The sequence below is a fragment of the Pandoraea terrigena genome (assembly GCF_902459705.1).
Lineage (GTDB): Bacteria > Pseudomonadota > Gammaproteobacteria > Burkholderiales > Burkholderiaceae > Pandoraea > Pandoraea terrigena.
In genome coordinates this window covers 84307-100045 of record NZ_CABPRU010000001.1, presented here as the reverse complement: position 1 = coordinate 100045, position 15739 = coordinate 84307, and the positions used below count along the sequence as shown (strand labels likewise).

Genomic DNA, 15739 nt, shown 5'->3' with positions numbered 1-15739 from the left:
CCCGCACCGGCGACGACATCCTCGGACGCCATCGCCGGTCGCCACTCATGCTCACGTCTGAGAGTCGAACACTTCACGTGCGACACGGAAGCTGTCGATCGCCGCAGGCACACCGGCGTAGATCGCGGCTTGTAGGAACACCTCCGTGATTTCCTCCTTCGTCACGCCGTTGGTCAGCGCGCCGCGCACATGCAGCTTCAGTTCGTGCGGACGGTTCATGACCGCGAGCATGCCCAGATTCAGCAAGCTCCGGGTGCGCCGGTCGATACCCGGGCGATTCCAGATCTCGCCCCAGCAGTACTCCGTCACCAGTTCCTGCATCGGGCGGTTGAAAGCATCGGCCGACGCAATCGACTTGTCCACATACTCGCTGCCCAGCACCTCGCGGCGTGTCTTTAGCCCCTTCTCGAACAATTCCGGATTCATTGAACGCCCTCCCTCTTTTTCCCTTGCGGCAATTACTTCGCCTTGGCCGCGGTCGCCACCCACTGATCCATCTGCGCCTTGTTGGCGGCGATCCACTCGTCGGAGAGTTTCGCTATCAGCGCCGGCGAGCCGCCTTCCTTGCTGATGGTGGCCTCCCACTGCGACCACGTCTTGCCTGGGAAACGAATCTGCTCGATGAGCGCCTTCACGGCCGGGTTCGCGGCAATGAACTGCTTGTTTGCGACCGAGCCCCAGTTCCACGACGCCATCGCCATGCGGCACGGATTCGCGCCGCCCGCACACCCTTCTACGTTGTTCACGAGCGCCGAGCCCTTGTTCGGGACGTTCGGCGGCAGCGCGTCCGCCGGCGTCGGCAGCCACACGACATCCACGCCCGGCACGAGCGCGTTCGTCACCCACGACGGGCTCCACGCATAGAAGAATGCCGGCTTGCCCTGTTTGATCTTCGTCACCGCCTCGACCATCAGCGCTTCATACTTGCCGCGCACCGCCTTGACCGTCGGCTTCAGGCCGAACTTGTCGATCTGATAATCGACGACATCGCCACAGCTCCAGCCCGGGTCGCAACTGATCAACTCGGCCTTGCCGTCCCTGCCGAAGAGTCCGGCGATCTTAGGGTCCTTCATCTGCTCAAGACTGGTGATGTGATATTGCAGCGCCGTCTTCTTGTCGATGAGATAGCCGTTGATGCCATCGCCCGAAATCAGGCCGGAGCCAACCACCATGGCCTGCGCCGCCACGGCGCGAAAGCCCGGTTCGCGCTGCGGGAAGTTCACGTCGGTCGCGATATCGATATCGCCCTGTGCTACCGCCTGGAAGAACAGCGTGGTGTTCATCGTGCTGAGCTTGACGTCGTAGCCCAGCCCCTTGAATGCCTTCGAGACGATCTGGGCGACGACGTAATTCCCGCCGAAGCTATCGCTCTGCGCGTAGCGAATCGTCTTTCCCGTGCCCGGAAGCGTCTGCGCGTGCAACGCGCCCGCCGCGACAAGCGAAAGCGTGAACGAGGCAAATGCCTTTACCAATCCTTTCATTGCTGCTCTCCAAGACGTGTTCGATCCGTCGGATCGTCGAGTTATCGGCCCGCCTGACGTGCGCATGCGGGCACGGGTGCCGGTCCCTGACGTCAACACCCCGTCGTCAGGGCCAGCCTTCCATTCGTTGCGAAACCGGGTTTCAGCGGTTCAAAGGGTCAGTGCTCGTGCTCAGAGGGCTTCGCGCGCGTCTGCCTGCGTCGTCGGCCCCACACCGGCGCCGCCTTGCCGCTTCGGCTCCCCGCGAAACAAGCGCCAGATGACGGCACGGAATGTCTGTTGGTCGCGTGGCCGGGTTCTCGCGAGCTTCTGCGTGAAGCGATCGAGCATCATGGCGAGGAGCACGATGGCGATGCCGCCAACGGCCGCACGTCCCACATCGAGACGCCCCAATCCCTGCAGCACCACCAGCCCGAGGCCTTCCGCGCCGATCATCGCCACCACGACCGACATCACCATCGCGGTCAGCACAGTCTGGTTCAGACCGCCGAGAATGGTCGGAATCGCCAGGGGAAATTGCACTTCCCACAGCAGCTGACGCTTGTCCGCACCGAATGCGAGCCCCGCCTCCACGATCTCGTGCTCGACCATGCGAATCCCCAGATGCGTGAAACGGATAAGCGGCGGCATCGCAGCGGTAACCACAGCGACTTCACCCGGCACATTGCCCACGCCGAAGAGCATCACCACCGGCACGAGATACACGAACGTCGGTGTCGTCTGCATGATGTCGAGCACCGGCCGCACCACCAACCAAACGCGTTCGCTACGCGCGCTCCAGATGCCGATCGGAATGCCGATGAGCGCACAGAAAAAAATCGCTGTCATGATGAGCGAGAGCGTCGTCATCGCCTCGTTCCAGACGCCGAGCACGGCGATCGCCACGAACACCACCGCGCTGAACACCGCCACGCTCAGGCTGGCCAATCGCCAGCAAATCAGGAAGGCGATCACGACCAGCACCGGAAACGGTGCGGCGTGGATCACACTGTCGTTGAAGGTCAGCAACTGCTCGACAGGCCATTTGATCAGCAGGAACAGCGGACGCATGTGCATCGCCATCCACTGCACCCCTTCCTGAATCCATTGATCGATAGGGAATACCGCGAGTCGATCGGCATTAAGCATGGTGGTCTCCTGCGCCCGCAGCGGTGCCAATCCGGGCAAGTAGCTGATTTACATCCAGAACGCCGATCAACTTGCCATCGTCGTCGGTAACGCCTACCGGCTCGTCAAACCGCACGCGTGCGGCGACGTCCACCAGACGCATGTCCGATGGCACGCAAACGATTCGCTGATTGGGGTCGCGCGCGGCATCGAGCGGCTTCATGACCGAGCGGGCGTCGAACAGCCGCGCACGGTCGACGTCGCGTGTGAATGCCGCCACGTAGTCGCTCCCCGGCTCCAGCACGATCTGCTGCGGTGTGCCTTCGCGTACGAGGCGGCCGTCGGCCATGATCGCGATGCGCGTGCCGAGCTTGAGCGCTTCCTGAAAGTCGTGGGTGATGAAAAGAATGGTCTTGTTGAGCGCGTGTTGGAGTCGCAGCAACTCGTCCTGCATCTCGGTGCGGATCAGCGGATCAAGCGCGCTGAATGCCTCGTCCATGATCAGCACGTCGGCTTCGGTCGCGAGTGCGCGGGCGAGGCCCACCCGCTGACGCATGCCGCCGCTCAGTTCGTGCGGCATGTGATATGCCCAACGCGCCAGCCCCACCACGCTCAGCACTTCCTCGGCCCGGCGGCGACGCTCGGCCGCCGGCATGCCGCGCAGCTTGAGGCCAAACTCGACGTTTTCGATCACACGACGATTCGGCAGCAGCGCGAAGTGCTGGAACACCATCGAGATGCGACTGCGGCGCACCTCGCGCAGTCCGCGTTCGTCGAGTGCGCAGATGTCTTCACCGTCGAGCAGAATCCGGCCATCGGACGGCTCGTTAAGCCGGTTGATGCAGCGCGCAAGCGTCGATTTCCCCGAGCCCGACAGCCCCATGACCATGTAGATGGCGCCGGACGGCACGGTCAGCGACACGTCGTCCAGGCCAACGACCTGGCCCAGCGTTTCGAGCACGTCGGACTTGCGTTTGCCGTCGCGCAACATGGCCAGCGCACGCGCCGGCTTGTCGGCGAAGACCTTGTACAGGTTTTCGATTCTCAGTCGGTCAGTCACGGCTTGTCTCCCATGATTCCTTTACATCAGTTGCCTGGGGTGCCTGCGGCGTGAACGCCGTGAGCGGGGAAAAATCGGTCGGTATCAGAATGCGGTTCTCTGCCTGTTCAATCAATTCGGACAGACGCGGAATGAACGCCTGCCAGCGCTTGTCCTGCGCGAGCGACGCGCGGCGGCGTGCCCGCTCGTCCAGACTGGGATACGCCCAGAGATGCGTCACCTGACTCAACGGCCCGATATCGGTCGTGAAGTACCCGACGAGATGCCCCAGAATGGGCTGCTGGATGGCCAGCCCCTCAGTACGCACGAGATTCAGGTACTGACTCATGCAGCCGTTCCGGATGCGGTAAATGCGCTCTTCGACAATCATGCTCCGCTCCCGGCTCCTTCGCTGGCGCCCGCGTTCTCGCTGTCACCGGCAAGGAAATCCCGCATCAGATCCGCCACCTGCCCCGACGCCTCGACCAAAATCGAGTGCCGCATGCCGGGCAGGATGGCCAACTGCGAGCCGACGATGCACTCATGCATGAATTGGGCCATGCGCGGGTTCGACCCCTGATCGTCTTCGCCGGTGACGATGAGCGTCGGTATGCGAATCTGATCGATGAACCCGCCGAAATCCGTCTCCGCCAGCACGCGATACGCCGACGCGTAGCAATCCGGGTCGTTCTGGGCGTTGCGCTCTCGCAAGTAGGCGATCCGCGCCGGGTGCTTCACCTGAAAGTCCTCGGTCAGCCAGCGTGAGAGCGATGCGTCGTAATGCGCGCCGCGCTCCCCGCTTTGCAGTGCGGCAAGACGTGCCAGCACACGCTCACGCTCCTCGCGGGTGCGCCCCGACACCGTCGCGAGCAACGCCAGACGGCGCAGCCGTGACGGATGCGACAGCGCAAGCCGCTGGGCAATCAACCCACCCAGCGAGAAGCCCGCCAGATCGAACGTGGTGAAGCCCACGTGATCGGCCAGCGCCAGCGCGTCCGTCAAGAAGTCGTCGATCTCGTAGCGCCCCTTCACCCGCGACGACCGGCCGTGGCCGCGCAGGTCGAAGGTCAGGATGCGGAAATCGTCGGCCAGTGCGGCAGCCACGTCGTCCCACGCTTCCTGATACGAGCCCACGCCGTGAATGCAAACGAGCGCACGAGAGCCACGCCCGAGCAGACGGTAGGCGAGCGTGACGTCGCCCACTTGCAATGTCTGCTCACGCGGGGCGTCGGTAGCTTCAGACGATTCGGAACGTTCAGGACGCTCGGGAGGTTGAGTCATAGCACGCGCGCCCATGGTCAGCGGCCTGCCGAGGCCAACGCCGCCGGGCGCTCGGCGGCGTGCGAATGCGCTGCCTGCGAGGCCTGCGCTTCCTGCGCCTCTTTGGCGCGGCGAGCTTCGCGCGCCGCAAAGTGCGGCATCACCTCATCGATGAACAGGCGCAGCGTCTTCACTTGCAGCTCGAACGGCAGGTTGAACGACAGGCCAAGACAGAACTGGTCGACGCCCTGCGCTTCGTAGACTTCGAGCTTGCGCACGATCTCGTCGGGCGTGCCGAACATCAGGTTTTCGCGGATCGACGCCGGATCGTAGTTGGCACGTCCGACAACGGCCTCATACGGCACCGCCTCCGGGAATCCGTTGGTCACCGAGCCGATGTTCTGCATCAGGTTCTCGAACGTGCGTCCGAAGTCCACGCTGTGACGCACCGCGACTTCCCAGTCCTGCGGACGGTCGTACACACAGGTGCGGCGCAGCATCATGAAGCGCGGACGCGGGCGCTCCGGATGATCGGCCACCGCCTTGCGGAACTTCTCGCCCAGCACGGCGACTTCGGAGACAGGGGCGGCGAGCGGCGTCGACAGAATGTTCGCGCCCACCCCCACGGCCCAGTCGAAGCTGCCCGGGTCACGTGTCGCGACCCAGATCGGCGGATGCGGCTGTTGCAGCGGCTTCGGCACCGACGTCGCCAGCGGGAATTTCCAGTAGTGCCCCTCGTGCGCGTAATCGCCCTCCCACAGCTTCTTCACCGCAGGTACCAGCTCCTTCATATACGCCACGCCCTCTTGCTGCGGAATGCCGCCGGCCATGCGATCGAACTCGTACTGATAGGCCCCACGGGCGATACCGAATTCGAGGCGCCCGCCGGTCAGGTGATCGCACATCGCCGCTTCGCCCGCGAGGCGGATCGGCGACCAGTACGGCGCGACGATGGTGGCCGTGCCCAGACGAATCTGCTCGGTATGCTGCGACAGCCACGTCAGCGTGATGAACGGATTCGGCGAGATGGTGCATTCGATGGTGTGGTGCTCGGCGGTCCACAGCGTCTCGAAGCCGCCTTCGTCGGCGATGCGCGCAAGGTGCAGCATGTTGCGCACGGCGTCGCTCATCGTGTCCTGCGGCGAGAAGCGCTCCATGCTGAGCGAAACGGAGAATTTCATGGGGTGTGTCTCCAGTGAGTGTGGCGTGTAGTGAGATCAGCGCAGACGGATCACGAACGGGTCTTGCATCGCCCCGGAGTAATCGATCACGACGTTCTTCAGGCGCGAGAACTCGCGCATCACTTCGAAGCCGCCGCGACGTCCATAGCCGCTGTGTTTGGTGCCGCCGTTGGCCGACATATAGGCGGCCGAGCGATAGGTGTTGATCCAGACGGTGCCTGCTTCCACGTCGCGCGCGAAGCGCAGCGCACGGTCGATGTCGCGGGTCCAGATACCCGCCGCCAGGCCATATTCCGTGGCGTTGGCGAGCTCGATCAGTTCGGCCTCGTCGGAGAACGGCATCACACCGACGACCGGGCCGAAGATCTCTTCCTGCATGAAGCGCATTTCGTTGCGCGCCTGCGTCATGACGGTCGGCTCGTAGTACCAGCCGCCCGCGAGGTCGTCACGTGCCGGACGCTGACCGCCCGCCGCCACGCGCGCGCCTTCCTGCACGCCGGATGCGACGTATGTCTCCACCTTGTCGAGTTGCGACGCCAACGCCAGCGGGCCGATGTCCGTGTTTTCATGCGTCGGATGCCCCACCCGCACACGGCGCGTGCGCTCGACCAGCGCCTCGACGAAACGGTCGTACACCGACGCCTCGACGAAGCAGCGCGAGCCGGCCACACACGTCTGGCCCGCCGCGGCGAACACGCCGGACACCACGCCGTTGACGGCGCGCTCGATATCCACGTCCCCGAACACCACGTGCGGCGACTTGCCCCCCAGCTCCATCTGGCACGGCACGAGGTTTTGTGCGGCATTGCCCGCGATCTTGCGGCCCGTCACCGTGCTGCCTGTGAAGACGTATTTGGCGATGCCCGGATGACGCGTCAGCGCATCGCCCGTGGTCACACCATCGCCCGTCACTACATTCACCACACCAGGCGGAATCCCGGCTTCGATCACCAGTTCCGCGAGCGCGAGCGTGGACGCCGTCGCGTGTTCGGAGGGCTTGACCACGATGGTGTTGCCGATCGCCAGACAAGGGGCGAGCGTGCCGGTCAGCATCATCAGCGGCGAATTCCACGGGATGATCATGCCCACCACGCCGATCGGCTCACGCGTGTTGAAATTCAACGTGTCGAGCTTGTTGACGGGAATGGTGTCGCCTTGCAGCTTGTCGGCCATGCCCGCGAAATACAGATACGAGTCGGGAATTGCGCGCATCTGTGCACGCATTTCCTTGAGCAGCTTGCCGTTGTCGCGGCATTCGATGGCGGCGAGCGCATCGGCGTTAGCCAGCACCAGTTCGCCGAGCTTGCGCACCAGCTTGCCGCGCTCGGTCTGCGTCATGCGACGCCATGCGGGATTGACGAGCGCGGCCCGCGCGGAGCGCACGGCGCGGTCCACATCGACGGCGTCGGCCTGCGCGAATTCGTACCATTGGCGGCCGGTCGTCGGGTCATAGCTCGGCACGTACTCGGCGCTATGCGGCGCGGTGAACTGCCCGTCAATAAACAACTGCTGGCGAGAGCCCTCCAGCGTTTGAATCGTCGTATGCATCGATAGACTCCAGGGTCAGACTTGGGAGAGTTGGGTCCACGGCTGCGCGTCGCTCACCATCGCGATGCGCCCGCCGTCGTGTGAATCCATGTAGATGCCGAAGTGGCCGCCTGCGGTCTCGCGCACGTACCGGCGCACCATGGAGCGAATCTCGCGCGAAGCGATGTCGTCGAAGGGCAATTGGTCGAACGGGAAGAAACGAAACTGCGGCGGCAACTCGGCCTGCGAGAGCGGCTGCGCGAGACGTGCCCGGTACATCAGGTAGCCGGGATCGTTCTCGGCGGTGTCGAACACCGAGTAGAGGAAGGTGTCGTGCGGCACCAGCGCCAGTTCGCCCCCGCCGGCCAGCGGCAGACGCCCGTTGGTCAGGCGCCGTGGTGCGCTGGGCAGCACCCAGCCGCCCTTGCCGTCCTGCGCGAGGAGCAAGCTGCCGTCGGCATCGATCAGATAGCCGACGATCATGTCGTGTGACGAAAGCCATCCCGGCGGCAGCGGGTCCTTCACGTGGGCATAGCGACCACGGCAGAAGCCGAGCGGTGCGGCCGGGCTCGTGCCGAACGCCTGAATCCGGCCGATCAGGATCGCGTGATCGCCCGCGTCGACGCGGTCATGCACGGTGCAGTCGAACCACGTCAGGCAGTCGGTGAGCACGGGGGCGCCGGTGTGAACCACATCGTGCCCCACGGCGGCAAACTTTTCCGCCGACTTCGATGCGAACAGGTTCGACACGTCGGTCTGCCTGTCATGCAGCAGATTGACCGCAAAGTGCTCAGTGCCCTGAAACACCGGATAGCTCGCCGCCCCTTTGCCGACACACACCAGCAACAACGGCGGATCGAGCGAGACGGACGTGAAGGAGTTCGCCGTCATGCCACGCGGGCGACCCTCGTCGTCGCGCGTCGTGACGATGGTGACACCGGTCACGAACGTGCCAAGTGCGCGGCGCAGCGCGACCGGATCGATCGCGGAAATCGCGCTCGCGGATTGTGCGGACTGAGCGCCCGGGTTGGCCGGAGCGGTAGCGCCGGCGGCGTCTGCCGTCTGGCACTGTTTGGCGACAGCTTGCATGTCGTTCACCTCGAAACGTCATTACGTTGAGGTCAACGATATGCGAGGACTTTTCTGTCAGCTTCCGTCGATTCGCAGGAGAAGTGAAATCATTTACTCTCGATTGCGCGGCAGGGTTTTCATGGATGCCGTGCCGCGCGAGCGCCAGCGCGCGGGGCAGACGCCGAGTCCTTCGATGCCACGGATGCCATCGGTGACGCCCCCCGTGTGAGCGTATGCAAGTGAATCGCAAGCTCCACCGCGAATCGCCGCTCCGGTGTTTCGACGTCGATGTCGAAGAGTTCCTGAATACGTGTGAGCCGATAACGCAGTGTCGTCACGTGAAGCCCCATCGCGTCGGCGCAAGGCTGACTGCGGCAGCCGGAGCGCACATAGGCGGCCAGCGTCTCCAGATAAGGGGATCCGGACTGCTTGTCGTGCTCCACCAGCTTGCCGATGGTGCCATCGACGAAGCCGTGAACGTCGGACGAATCCGCCGCGCCCATGAGCATGGGCAACGGTCCCAGCCCCGGCATATCGAGCGGCCCGCTGCGGCCAAACTTGCGCGCCACGCGAATCATGCGCCAGCAGCGCTCCCACTCGCGCGCCAACGGCTCAAGCCCGTCGCACACGTCGCTCATCACCACGATGGGCTCACGCCCCAGCGAGCGCGCCAATGCCTCGCTCATGCGTCGGGCGAAACGCGTGAGCGCCGCATCGTCCGACGCGCTGTCCTGCGGCACCAGACACACCAGCCCGCCCCCCACCGTCACGACATGCAGGAACACATTCAACTGACGCGCCAGCAATTCCACCGTGCTATGGCTTTCCAGCGACAAATGACCTGCTGCCCGCCCCACCTCGGCTTGCCCGAATTGATCGGGATAGTCGACGACCATCATGCGCAGCGGTGCATCCAGCGCCACGCCGAGACGGCGTGCGCGACCCAGCGCATCGTCCTCGTCGCGCCAGCGGCGCTCGACGATTTCGAAGAACAATTCGGTCAGCGTGCGCGTCTCGAAGCGGAACCGCACGACGCTGCGCATCAATTGGACGCTCAATGCAAAGCGCGCGCTTTCCAACAGCAATTGCTGAAGGTCGCCCGGTGCTTCGTCGCCGAAGGTGAGCAGTGCGCCGACGAGATCGTCGTCGACGCTCAGGGGCTCGATGGCCGCGCTGACGGTGGGTTGGCCTGACTGCCGCCCGAGCGGCACGTCGAGACGCGACTGTCGGTAGCGCTGGAGTGCATCGCGCACGGCGCCGCCGAGTTCTCGTCCCTGCGCGCCGGCAAGCCATCGTGCCCAGGCGGCATCGTCCATTTGCGACGGTACCGGCGAGGCCGAGGCGTGCCATTGATTCGCAAGGAAATCGATCACGAGTACGGGCCGACCGAGCAACTCCCCCAGCGACGACGTCAACTGCTCCAGCGACCCGCCGGCGAGCACGTCGCCAAGGAGCGTGCGTTGCGCTTCGAGCGTGCATTGCAACCGCTCGTGCGCCATGACCTGCGCGCGCTGACGGTGCGCCCGTTCGACAGCGATCGCCCCCAGATGCACGACCGTCGACATGAACGCCAGATCGTCGTCGCCGACGTCGCGCACCTTGCGCGAGGCAACGGTCAGCACCATCGGGCGCCCTTCCGTATCGCGCGACGCCATTGGCAGCACGAGCACCGTGCGATAGCCGCGCTCGTGCGCCTCACGCCGATAGCCGGGGAATTGCGTGCTCTCGAGCGCGTCGCGAATGTAGACCGGCTCGTTCGTCTGCAACGCGATGAGCGACGGACTGGTCGCAAGCTCCCAGCGGTCTTCGACGTGCTGCGGCAGCATGCTCGTCTCGTAGCGCGTAATCACGAGTCCGTGGCCATGCGCGAGATCGATGCTCATGACCGAGCCGAGATCCCAACCGCCTTGTTGCACCGCGCAACGCACGAGATCGCGAAACAGTGCCTCGATGTCTTCGTCGCTGCTGATCTGACTGGCGACGTGGCGCAACGCCATGAGCCGTTGGTGTTGTTCCGGCATTGTCTGTCTCCTTGCCTGCGGAAAATCTACACCAAAGCGTCGGAAGAAAAAAAAGATCTTCCGACGATCCGGGGGAAGACCCCACCCCCGCCGCGCAATAGCATGGGTCTCATCGGCAAGCCTTCGATGTTTGCCGCACGCGCCCCGATCCGTCAGCGCACCTCCCCCGGCACCGCCACGCCGCACTCGTGGCGGGTTTTTGCACCGCACAACAGGAGACACCCGTGAAACAAGAGCTGCGCAAGATCGCCACCTTTGTCGAGACGACCTACCGTGAAGGCGGCAAGGCGGCCGCCGCACCCGTCACGACCGTCGTCGTCGCCGCCGTGATTCGCAATCCGTGGGCAGGTCACGGCTTCGTGGAGAACCTGCGTCCCGAGATCCTTCGTCTGGCGCCCGAGCTTGGCGCACTCATGACGCAACGTCTCGTCGACGTGATGCCCGGCGATCTTGTCCAGGCCTACGGCAAGGCCGCCGTCGTCGGCACCAACGGCGAGATCGAACACGCCTCCGCCATCATCCACACGCTGCGCTTCGGCAATCTGTTCCGCAGCGCGGTGAGCGGCACGGCATTCCTGCCCTTCACCAACACGCGCGTCGGCCCCGGCGCGCTGGTGTCGGTGCCGATGATCCACAAGTCGGAAACCGGCAAACGCTCGCACTTCATCACCGCCACGTTCCAGATGACGGACGCACCGGCCGCCGACGAAATTCTGCTGGCCATCGGTGCGGCAGACGGCGGTCGTGTACACCCGCGCATCGCCGACCGCTTCCAGGACATGGAAGAGATGGCGAACGACGCAGCCGCCACCGCCTGAGCGAGCGCACGATGCCGCCCGTCATTGCCTTCCTGAGCCGGATGTCCGCCGACTATCAGCGTCCCTATCTGGACGCCTTGCGTGCGGCACTGCCGGGCGACATCGTCGCGCCGCTCGCCGAGCTTTCGACCGTCCAGCGCGAACAGGTGTCGGTTGCCATCGTCGCGAATCCGGACCCGGCCGACGTCGCCGATCTCCCCGGCCTTCTGTGGATCCAGAGTCTCTGGGCCGGTGTCGAATCGCTCGTCAGCACGCTACCGGTGGGCAGCCCGCCGATCATGCGGTTAATCGATCCGGAAATGTCTCGCACGATGGCCGAGGCCGTGCTTGCCTGGACCTACTACCTGCAACGCGACATGCCGCGTTACGCGAAGCAGCAGGCACGGCACGAATGGCGGCAGCAAGCGTATCGCAAGCCCTCACAAACGGGCGTCGGCTTACTTGGGCTCGGTGAACTCGGTCAGGCTTCTGCCGCTAGGCTGCGCGATGCCGGGTTTAGCGTTCGCGGCTGGAGCCGCTCGCCCAAGGCGCTCGACGGCATCGAAACCCTTGCTGGGGACGCCGGACTAGAGGCGATGCTCGCCGCGAGCGACATCGTCGTGAGCCTGATCCCGCTGACGGCCCAGACGCGTGGCATGCTCGACGTCCGGCGTCTGAATCTGATGAAGCCGGGTGCCGCGCTCATCAACTTCTCGCGAGGTCCTGTCGTTGTGACCGACGCCCTGATCGCGGCGCTCGACCGGGGGCATCTCTCGCATGCCGTGCTCGATGTCTTCGACGCAGAGCCGCTGCCAGTGACGTCGACGCTATGGGACCACCCGTCGGTCACCGTGTTGCCGCACATCTCCGCCCCGACCGATCACGAAACTGCGGCGGCCGTCATTGCCGCCAATCTCCGGAATTTCCGCGCGACGGGTCGCATTCCCGGCAACGTCGATCTGGCGCGGGGGTACTGAGCGTGCACCGCAATCACGATGCGCACACGCAGCCGCCGCGCGTTTATCCCACCGTCGACTTCCATCGGGACGGCGTTCAGCATGGCTTCCTGAAGGTGCCTCACTCGACCGATGCCAGTGCCTGGGGCACAGTCATGATTCCGATCACCGTGATCCGTCGCGGCGACGGCCCGGTCGCGCTATTCACCGGCGGGAATCATGGCGACGAATACGAAGGTCCGATTGCCTTGTCACGACTGGCAAATGCATTAAAGGCGCCTGACGTGAACGGGACCGTCATCGTCGTGCCGTTCATGAATGCGCCCGCCGTGCTTGCGGGAAAGCGCACGTCGCCGCTCGACGGCGGCAATCTCAATCGTGCGTTCCCGGGGCGCGCCGACGGCACCGTCACCGAACGCATCGCCGATTATTTTTCGCGCTGCCTGCTACCGTTGGCGGACATCGTGGTCGATATTCATTCTGGCGGCCGCACGCTCGATTTCCTGCCGTTCGCGGCGATCCACGAATTGGCCGATGTGGCACAACAGGCACGCGCCGACGCCGCAATGCAGGCATTCGGCGCCCCATACTCCCTGCGCATGCGCGACCCCGATCCGCACGGGCTCTATGACACGGCCGCCGAAGCACAGGGCAAAGTGTTCGTGACGACAGAACTCGGCGGCGGTGGGACGGCCAGCGCGCAAAGTGTTGCGATTGCGCGTCGCGGCGTGTACGGCGTGCTCGTGCAGGCGGGTATCGTGGCTGCCGATGTCGCACGGCGAGACGGCGCTGTCCTAGCCCCCAACACGCCGATCGTCCAGCTATCGATGCCGGACGACGACTGCAATGTGACGTGTGAGCATGGCGGCTTGCTGGAGATGCGTCACGATCTCGGTGCGATGGTGCGGCGAGGCGATGTCGTCGCACACGTTCACGACGTGACACGCACAGGCACCGCCCCGGTCGAGTACCGCGCGGCGCGCGATGGTATGCTGATCGGCCGACATTTCCCGGGTCGCGTCGGCATGGGCGACATGCTTTGTGTTCTGGCCGACGTGCAGGTCTGACGCGTCGCAGGACCCGAAGGTTTGCCTGACCATCCGTCCCTTCCAGCGCTGCGCCTATGGTGAAACTCGACCGCTTTGACATCGCAATTCTTCAGGTGCTGGCCCGTGAGGGTCGCATTACCAAGTCACGTCTGGCCGAACTGATTCACTTGTCGGTATCGCCCACGTGGGAGCGCGTGCAACGACTCGAAGCGGCAGGCGTCATTCGCGGCTATCGCGCCGACGTCGACTGGAGCGGCGTGGTGCGGGTTAGCCGCATCATCGTGGAAATCACGCTCGCGCGACACACCGCGCACGACATGAATCGCTTCGAAGCACACCTTCGCGAAGCCCCCGAAGTCGTGCAATGTCATGCAACGGGCGGCGGCGTCGACTACATCGTGCACGTACTCGCGCGCGACATCGACCATTACCAGCGCTTCATCGACGATCTGCTGATGGCCGACTTCGGCATCGAGCGCTACTTCACGTACATCGTCACGAAGGTCGTCAAGGACGACGGCAACGCCGTTCCCGGCTGGGTCGATCCGGACTGATCCGCTTGCGCCACCGGGTGCGCAAAAATTTTTCTACGTGATGCCGTCAACTCAGAAAAAAGCCGCAGTCCGCACCCACCGATCAGAAAAAACATCGGCCGCGCACCCCCGACAATCTCTGCATGACGAACGAATGCCATGCCAAGAGATTGCCGATGCTGCTAGACCACCCGGTGCTGTTCAAATCGCTGTGCTACATCGACGGCCGTTGGACGCATAGCGAGGACGCCGCGTCCATCGCCGTTGTCGATCCTGCCGATCAAACCACGCTCGGTCACGTGCCGATGCTCACGCGCGACCAGATTCGCGTTGCCGTCGATGCGGCCCAGCAGGCCTTCGCCACGTGGCGCTGGACACCTGCCGCACAACGCTGCGCCGCCCTGCTCCGCTGGCATGCGCTGATCGAACAACATGCCGGCGACCTTGCCATCCTTCTCTCGCGCGAGCAGGGCAAGCCATTGCGCGAGGCGCGCGGCGAAATCGGTTATGGCGCGTCCTTCATCGCGTGGTACGCCCACGAAGCCTGCCGCCTCGATGGCCGCACCATCACCTCGCATGTCGACGGCGCCCAACTGGGCACCGTCCGCGAACCGGTCGGCGTCGCCGCACTCATCACGCCCTGGAATTTCCCCTTCGCGATGATTACGCGCAAGGCGGCAGCGGCATTGGCCGCCGGTTGCGCCGTCGTCGTGAAGCCCGCGCATGAAACGCCATTCAGCGCGCTGGCGCTCGCGCAATTGGCCGATGAAGCCGGGCTGCCGCCGGGCCTGTTCAATGTGGTGCTGGGCGAGCCCGATATGGCCATGCGAACCCTCGTGGGCGACGCCCGCGTGCGCGCCGTGAGCTTTACCGGCTCGACGCGCGTCGGTCAGTTGGTCGCACAGGCTGCCGCTGCCAGTGGCGTGAAGAAGCTCGCGCTCGAACTCGGCGGCAATGCCCCGTTCATCGTGCTCGACGACGTGGATCTCGACGAGGCCGTGCGTATCGCCGTCGCCGCAAAGTTTCAAACGTCCGGACAGGATTGCTGCGCCGCCAACCGCATCTTCGTCGCTCGCGCGCGTTACGGTGCGTTCGTGGATCGCTACACGCAGGCCGTGGCAAACTTGCGCGTCGGCCCCGCCTTCGCGGAAAACGTCGACGTGGGTCCGCTCATGCATCAGGCGGCATTGGACGCGACCGCCAAGCGTGTGGAAGACGCTCGGCGCAAGGGCGCGCAGATCACCGTTGGCGGCGAACCCCATGTGCTGGGTGGCTGGTTCTACAGCCCCACCGTGGTGGCCGATGCCGCCCCCGGTATGCGCATTTACGACGAAGAGAACTTCGGCCCGATTTCGGCCGTATGCGCGTTCGACTCACTCGACGATGTCATCGCGAAGGCCAACAACACCGAGTACGGCCTCGCCGCCTATGTGTGCGGGCGTCGCATCGACGAGATCTTCACGCTGATCCGGCGGCTCGACTTCGCCATGGTCAGCGTGAACGGCGTGAAATTCACCGGCGCGCCGGTGCCGTTCGGCGGGATGAAGGCGTCCGGGCTCGGGCGCGAGGGCGGCGCCGACGGCTTCGAGCCGTTCACCGAGACCAAGTACTTCTGCCTCGGGAATCTCGGCATCCCCGTGCATCACGCGTGACGCCAAGTTCGCTGCCCTCGACGCATTCACGCCCCATCCACCTCATTGCTTCACTTCATCGACAT

At 64.5% G+C, this 15739-nt stretch carries 15 protein-coding genes; 5 read left to right on the top strand and 10 right to left on the bottom strand.

What is annotated here, in order from left to right; all coding sequences use genetic code 11:
• Positions 1 to 51 precede the first annotated feature (51 nt).
• From PTE31013_RS00395 to PTE31013_RS00350, 10 genes are all read right to left on the bottom strand, one after another.
• Positions 52 to 426: a carboxymuconolactone decarboxylase family protein gene (locus PTE31013_RS00395; RefSeq protein ID WP_150610870.1), complete on the bottom strand. Its 375-nt coding sequence runs from the start codon at positions 424 to 426 to the stop codon at positions 52 to 54.
• A 32-nt stretch (positions 427 to 458) separates the two neighbouring features.
• Complete coding sequence (gene proX / locus PTE31013_RS00390; RefSeq protein ID WP_150610869.1) at positions 459 to 1481, bottom strand: glycine betaine/L-proline ABC transporter substrate-binding protein ProX; 1023 nt, start codon at positions 1479 to 1481, stop codon at positions 459 to 461.
• A gap of 171 nt (positions 1482 to 1652) precedes the next feature.
• A complete protein-coding gene (locus PTE31013_RS00385) occupies positions 1653 to 2609 on the bottom strand; it encodes an ABC transporter permease (RefSeq protein WP_150610868.1) in 957 nt (318 codons plus the stop codon).
• Entirely contained in the window at positions 2602 to 3648 is a 1047-nt protein-coding gene (locus PTE31013_RS00380) for a quaternary amine ABC transporter ATP-binding protein (RefSeq protein WP_150610867.1), read from the bottom strand. The genes PTE31013_RS00385 and PTE31013_RS00380 overlap by 8 nt, the downstream gene beginning before the upstream one ends.
• Positions 3641 to 4018 carry an NIPSNAP family protein gene (locus PTE31013_RS00375; RefSeq protein ID WP_150577227.1) on the bottom strand — a complete coding sequence of 126 codons (378 nt, stop codon included), beginning with the start codon at positions 4016 to 4018 and terminating at the stop codon, positions 3641 to 3643. The genes PTE31013_RS00380 and PTE31013_RS00375 overlap by 8 nt, the downstream gene beginning before the upstream one ends.
• A complete protein-coding gene (locus PTE31013_RS00370; RefSeq protein ID WP_150610866.1) occupies positions 4015 to 4908 on the bottom strand; it encodes an alpha/beta fold hydrolase in 894 nt (297 codons plus the stop codon). The genes PTE31013_RS00375 and PTE31013_RS00370 overlap by 4 nt, the downstream gene beginning before the upstream one ends.
• A 17-nt stretch (positions 4909 to 4925) precedes the next feature.
• Positions 4926 to 6068, bottom strand: coding sequence for an LLM class flavin-dependent oxidoreductase (locus tag PTE31013_RS00365; RefSeq protein ID WP_150610865.1), 1143 nt, complete (start codon positions 6066 to 6068; stop codon positions 4926 to 4928).
• A gap of 36 nt (positions 6069 to 6104) precedes the next feature.
• Positions 6105 to 7616: an aldehyde dehydrogenase gene (locus PTE31013_RS00360; protein WP_150610864.1), complete on the bottom strand. Its 1512-nt coding sequence runs from the start codon at positions 7614 to 7616 to the stop codon at positions 6105 to 6107.
• 15 nt (positions 7617 to 7631) lie between these two features.
• Positions 7632 to 8684 carry a flavin reductase family protein gene (locus PTE31013_RS00355; RefSeq protein ID WP_150610863.1) on the bottom strand — a complete coding sequence of 351 codons (1053 nt, stop codon included), beginning with the start codon at positions 8682 to 8684 and terminating at the stop codon, positions 7632 to 7634.
• A gap of 119 nt (positions 8685 to 8803) precedes the next feature.
• A complete protein-coding gene (locus PTE31013_RS00350; RefSeq protein ID WP_150610862.1) occupies positions 8804 to 10687 on the bottom strand; it encodes a helix-turn-helix domain-containing protein in 1884 nt (627 codons plus the stop codon).
• A gap of 224 nt (positions 10688 to 10911) precedes the next feature.
• On the opposite strand from PTE31013_RS00350, the gene PTE31013_RS00345 reads away from it, so the two are divergent.
• The 5 genes from PTE31013_RS00345 (at position 10912) to PTE31013_RS00325 (ending at position 15674) form a co-directional block, all read left to right on the top strand.
• A complete protein-coding gene (locus tag PTE31013_RS00345) occupies positions 10912 to 11505 on the top strand; it encodes an amino acid synthesis family protein (protein ID WP_150610861.1) in 594 nt (197 codons plus the stop codon).
• Positions 11506 to 11516: 11 nt separating this feature from the next.
• Positions 11517 to 12461, top strand: coding sequence for a 2-hydroxyacid dehydrogenase (locus PTE31013_RS00340; RefSeq protein WP_150610860.1), 945 nt, complete (start codon positions 11517 to 11519; stop codon positions 12459 to 12461).
• Between the two features lie 2 nt (positions 12462 to 12463).
• Positions 12464 to 13507 (top strand): N(2)-acetyl-L-2,4-diaminobutanoate deacetylase DoeB, encoded by a 1044-nt coding sequence (gene doeB / locus PTE31013_RS00335; protein WP_150610859.1) that lies wholly within the window; start codon positions 12464 to 12466, stop codon positions 13505 to 13507.
• A 56-nt stretch (positions 13508 to 13563) separates the two neighbouring features.
• Positions 13564 to 14043 carry an Lrp/AsnC family transcriptional regulator gene (locus tag PTE31013_RS00330; protein ID WP_150610858.1) on the top strand — a complete coding sequence of 160 codons (480 nt, stop codon included), beginning with the start codon at positions 13564 to 13566 and terminating at the stop codon, positions 14041 to 14043.
• A gap of 155 nt (positions 14044 to 14198) precedes the next feature.
• Positions 14199 to 15674 carry an NAD-dependent succinate-semialdehyde dehydrogenase gene (locus PTE31013_RS00325; RefSeq protein WP_150610857.1) on the top strand — a complete coding sequence of 492 codons (1476 nt, stop codon included), beginning with the start codon at positions 14199 to 14201 and terminating at the stop codon, positions 15672 to 15674.
• Positions 15675 to 15739: the final 65 nt, after the last annotated feature.

Bases quoted from the DNA above. Each gene is read 5' to 3' on its own strand.
- PTE31013_RS00325 (WP_150610857.1), top strand. From the start codon at position 14,199: ATGCTGCTAGACCACCCGGTGCTGTTCAAATCGCTGTGCTACATCGAC.
- PTE31013_RS00360 (WP_150610864.1), bottom strand. From the start codon at position 7,616: ATGCATACGACGATTCAAACGCTGGAGGGCTCTCGCCAGCAGTTGTTT.
- PTE31013_RS00370 (WP_150610866.1), bottom strand. From the start codon at position 4,908: ATGACTCAACCTCCCGAGCGTCCTGAACGTTCCGAATCGTCTGAAGCT.
- PTE31013_RS00355 (WP_150610863.1), bottom strand. From the start codon at position 8,684: ATGCAAGCTGTCGCCAAACAGTGCCAGACGGCAGACGCCGCCGGCGCT.
- PTE31013_RS00365 (WP_150610865.1), bottom strand. From the start codon at position 6,068: ATGAAATTCTCCGTTTCGCTCAGCATGGAGCGCTTCTCGCCGCAGGAC.
- PTE31013_RS00330 (WP_150610858.1), top strand. From the start codon at position 13,564: ATGGTGAAACTCGACCGCTTTGACATCGCAATTCTTCAGGTGCTGGCC.
- PTE31013_RS00395 (WP_150610870.1), bottom strand. From the start codon at position 426: ATGAATCCGGAATTGTTCGAGAAGGGGCTAAAGACACGCCGCGAGGTG.
- PTE31013_RS00375 (WP_150577227.1), bottom strand. From the start codon at position 4,018: ATGATTGTCGAAGAGCGCATTTACCGCATCCGGAACGGCTGCATGAGT.
- PTE31013_RS00385 (WP_150610868.1), bottom strand. From the start codon at position 2,609: ATGCTTAATGCCGATCGACTCGCGGTATTCCCTATCGATCAATGGATT.
- PTE31013_RS00340 (WP_150610860.1), top strand. From the start codon at position 11,517: ATGCCGCCCGTCATTGCCTTCCTGAGCCGGATGTCCGCCGACTATCAG.
- proX (WP_150610869.1), bottom strand. From the start codon at position 1,481: ATGAAAGGATTGGTAAAGGCATTTGCCTCGTTCACGCTTTCGCTTGTC.
- PTE31013_RS00350 (WP_150610862.1), bottom strand. From the start codon at position 10,687: ATGCCGGAACAACACCAACGGCTCATGGCGTTGCGCCACGTCGCCAGT.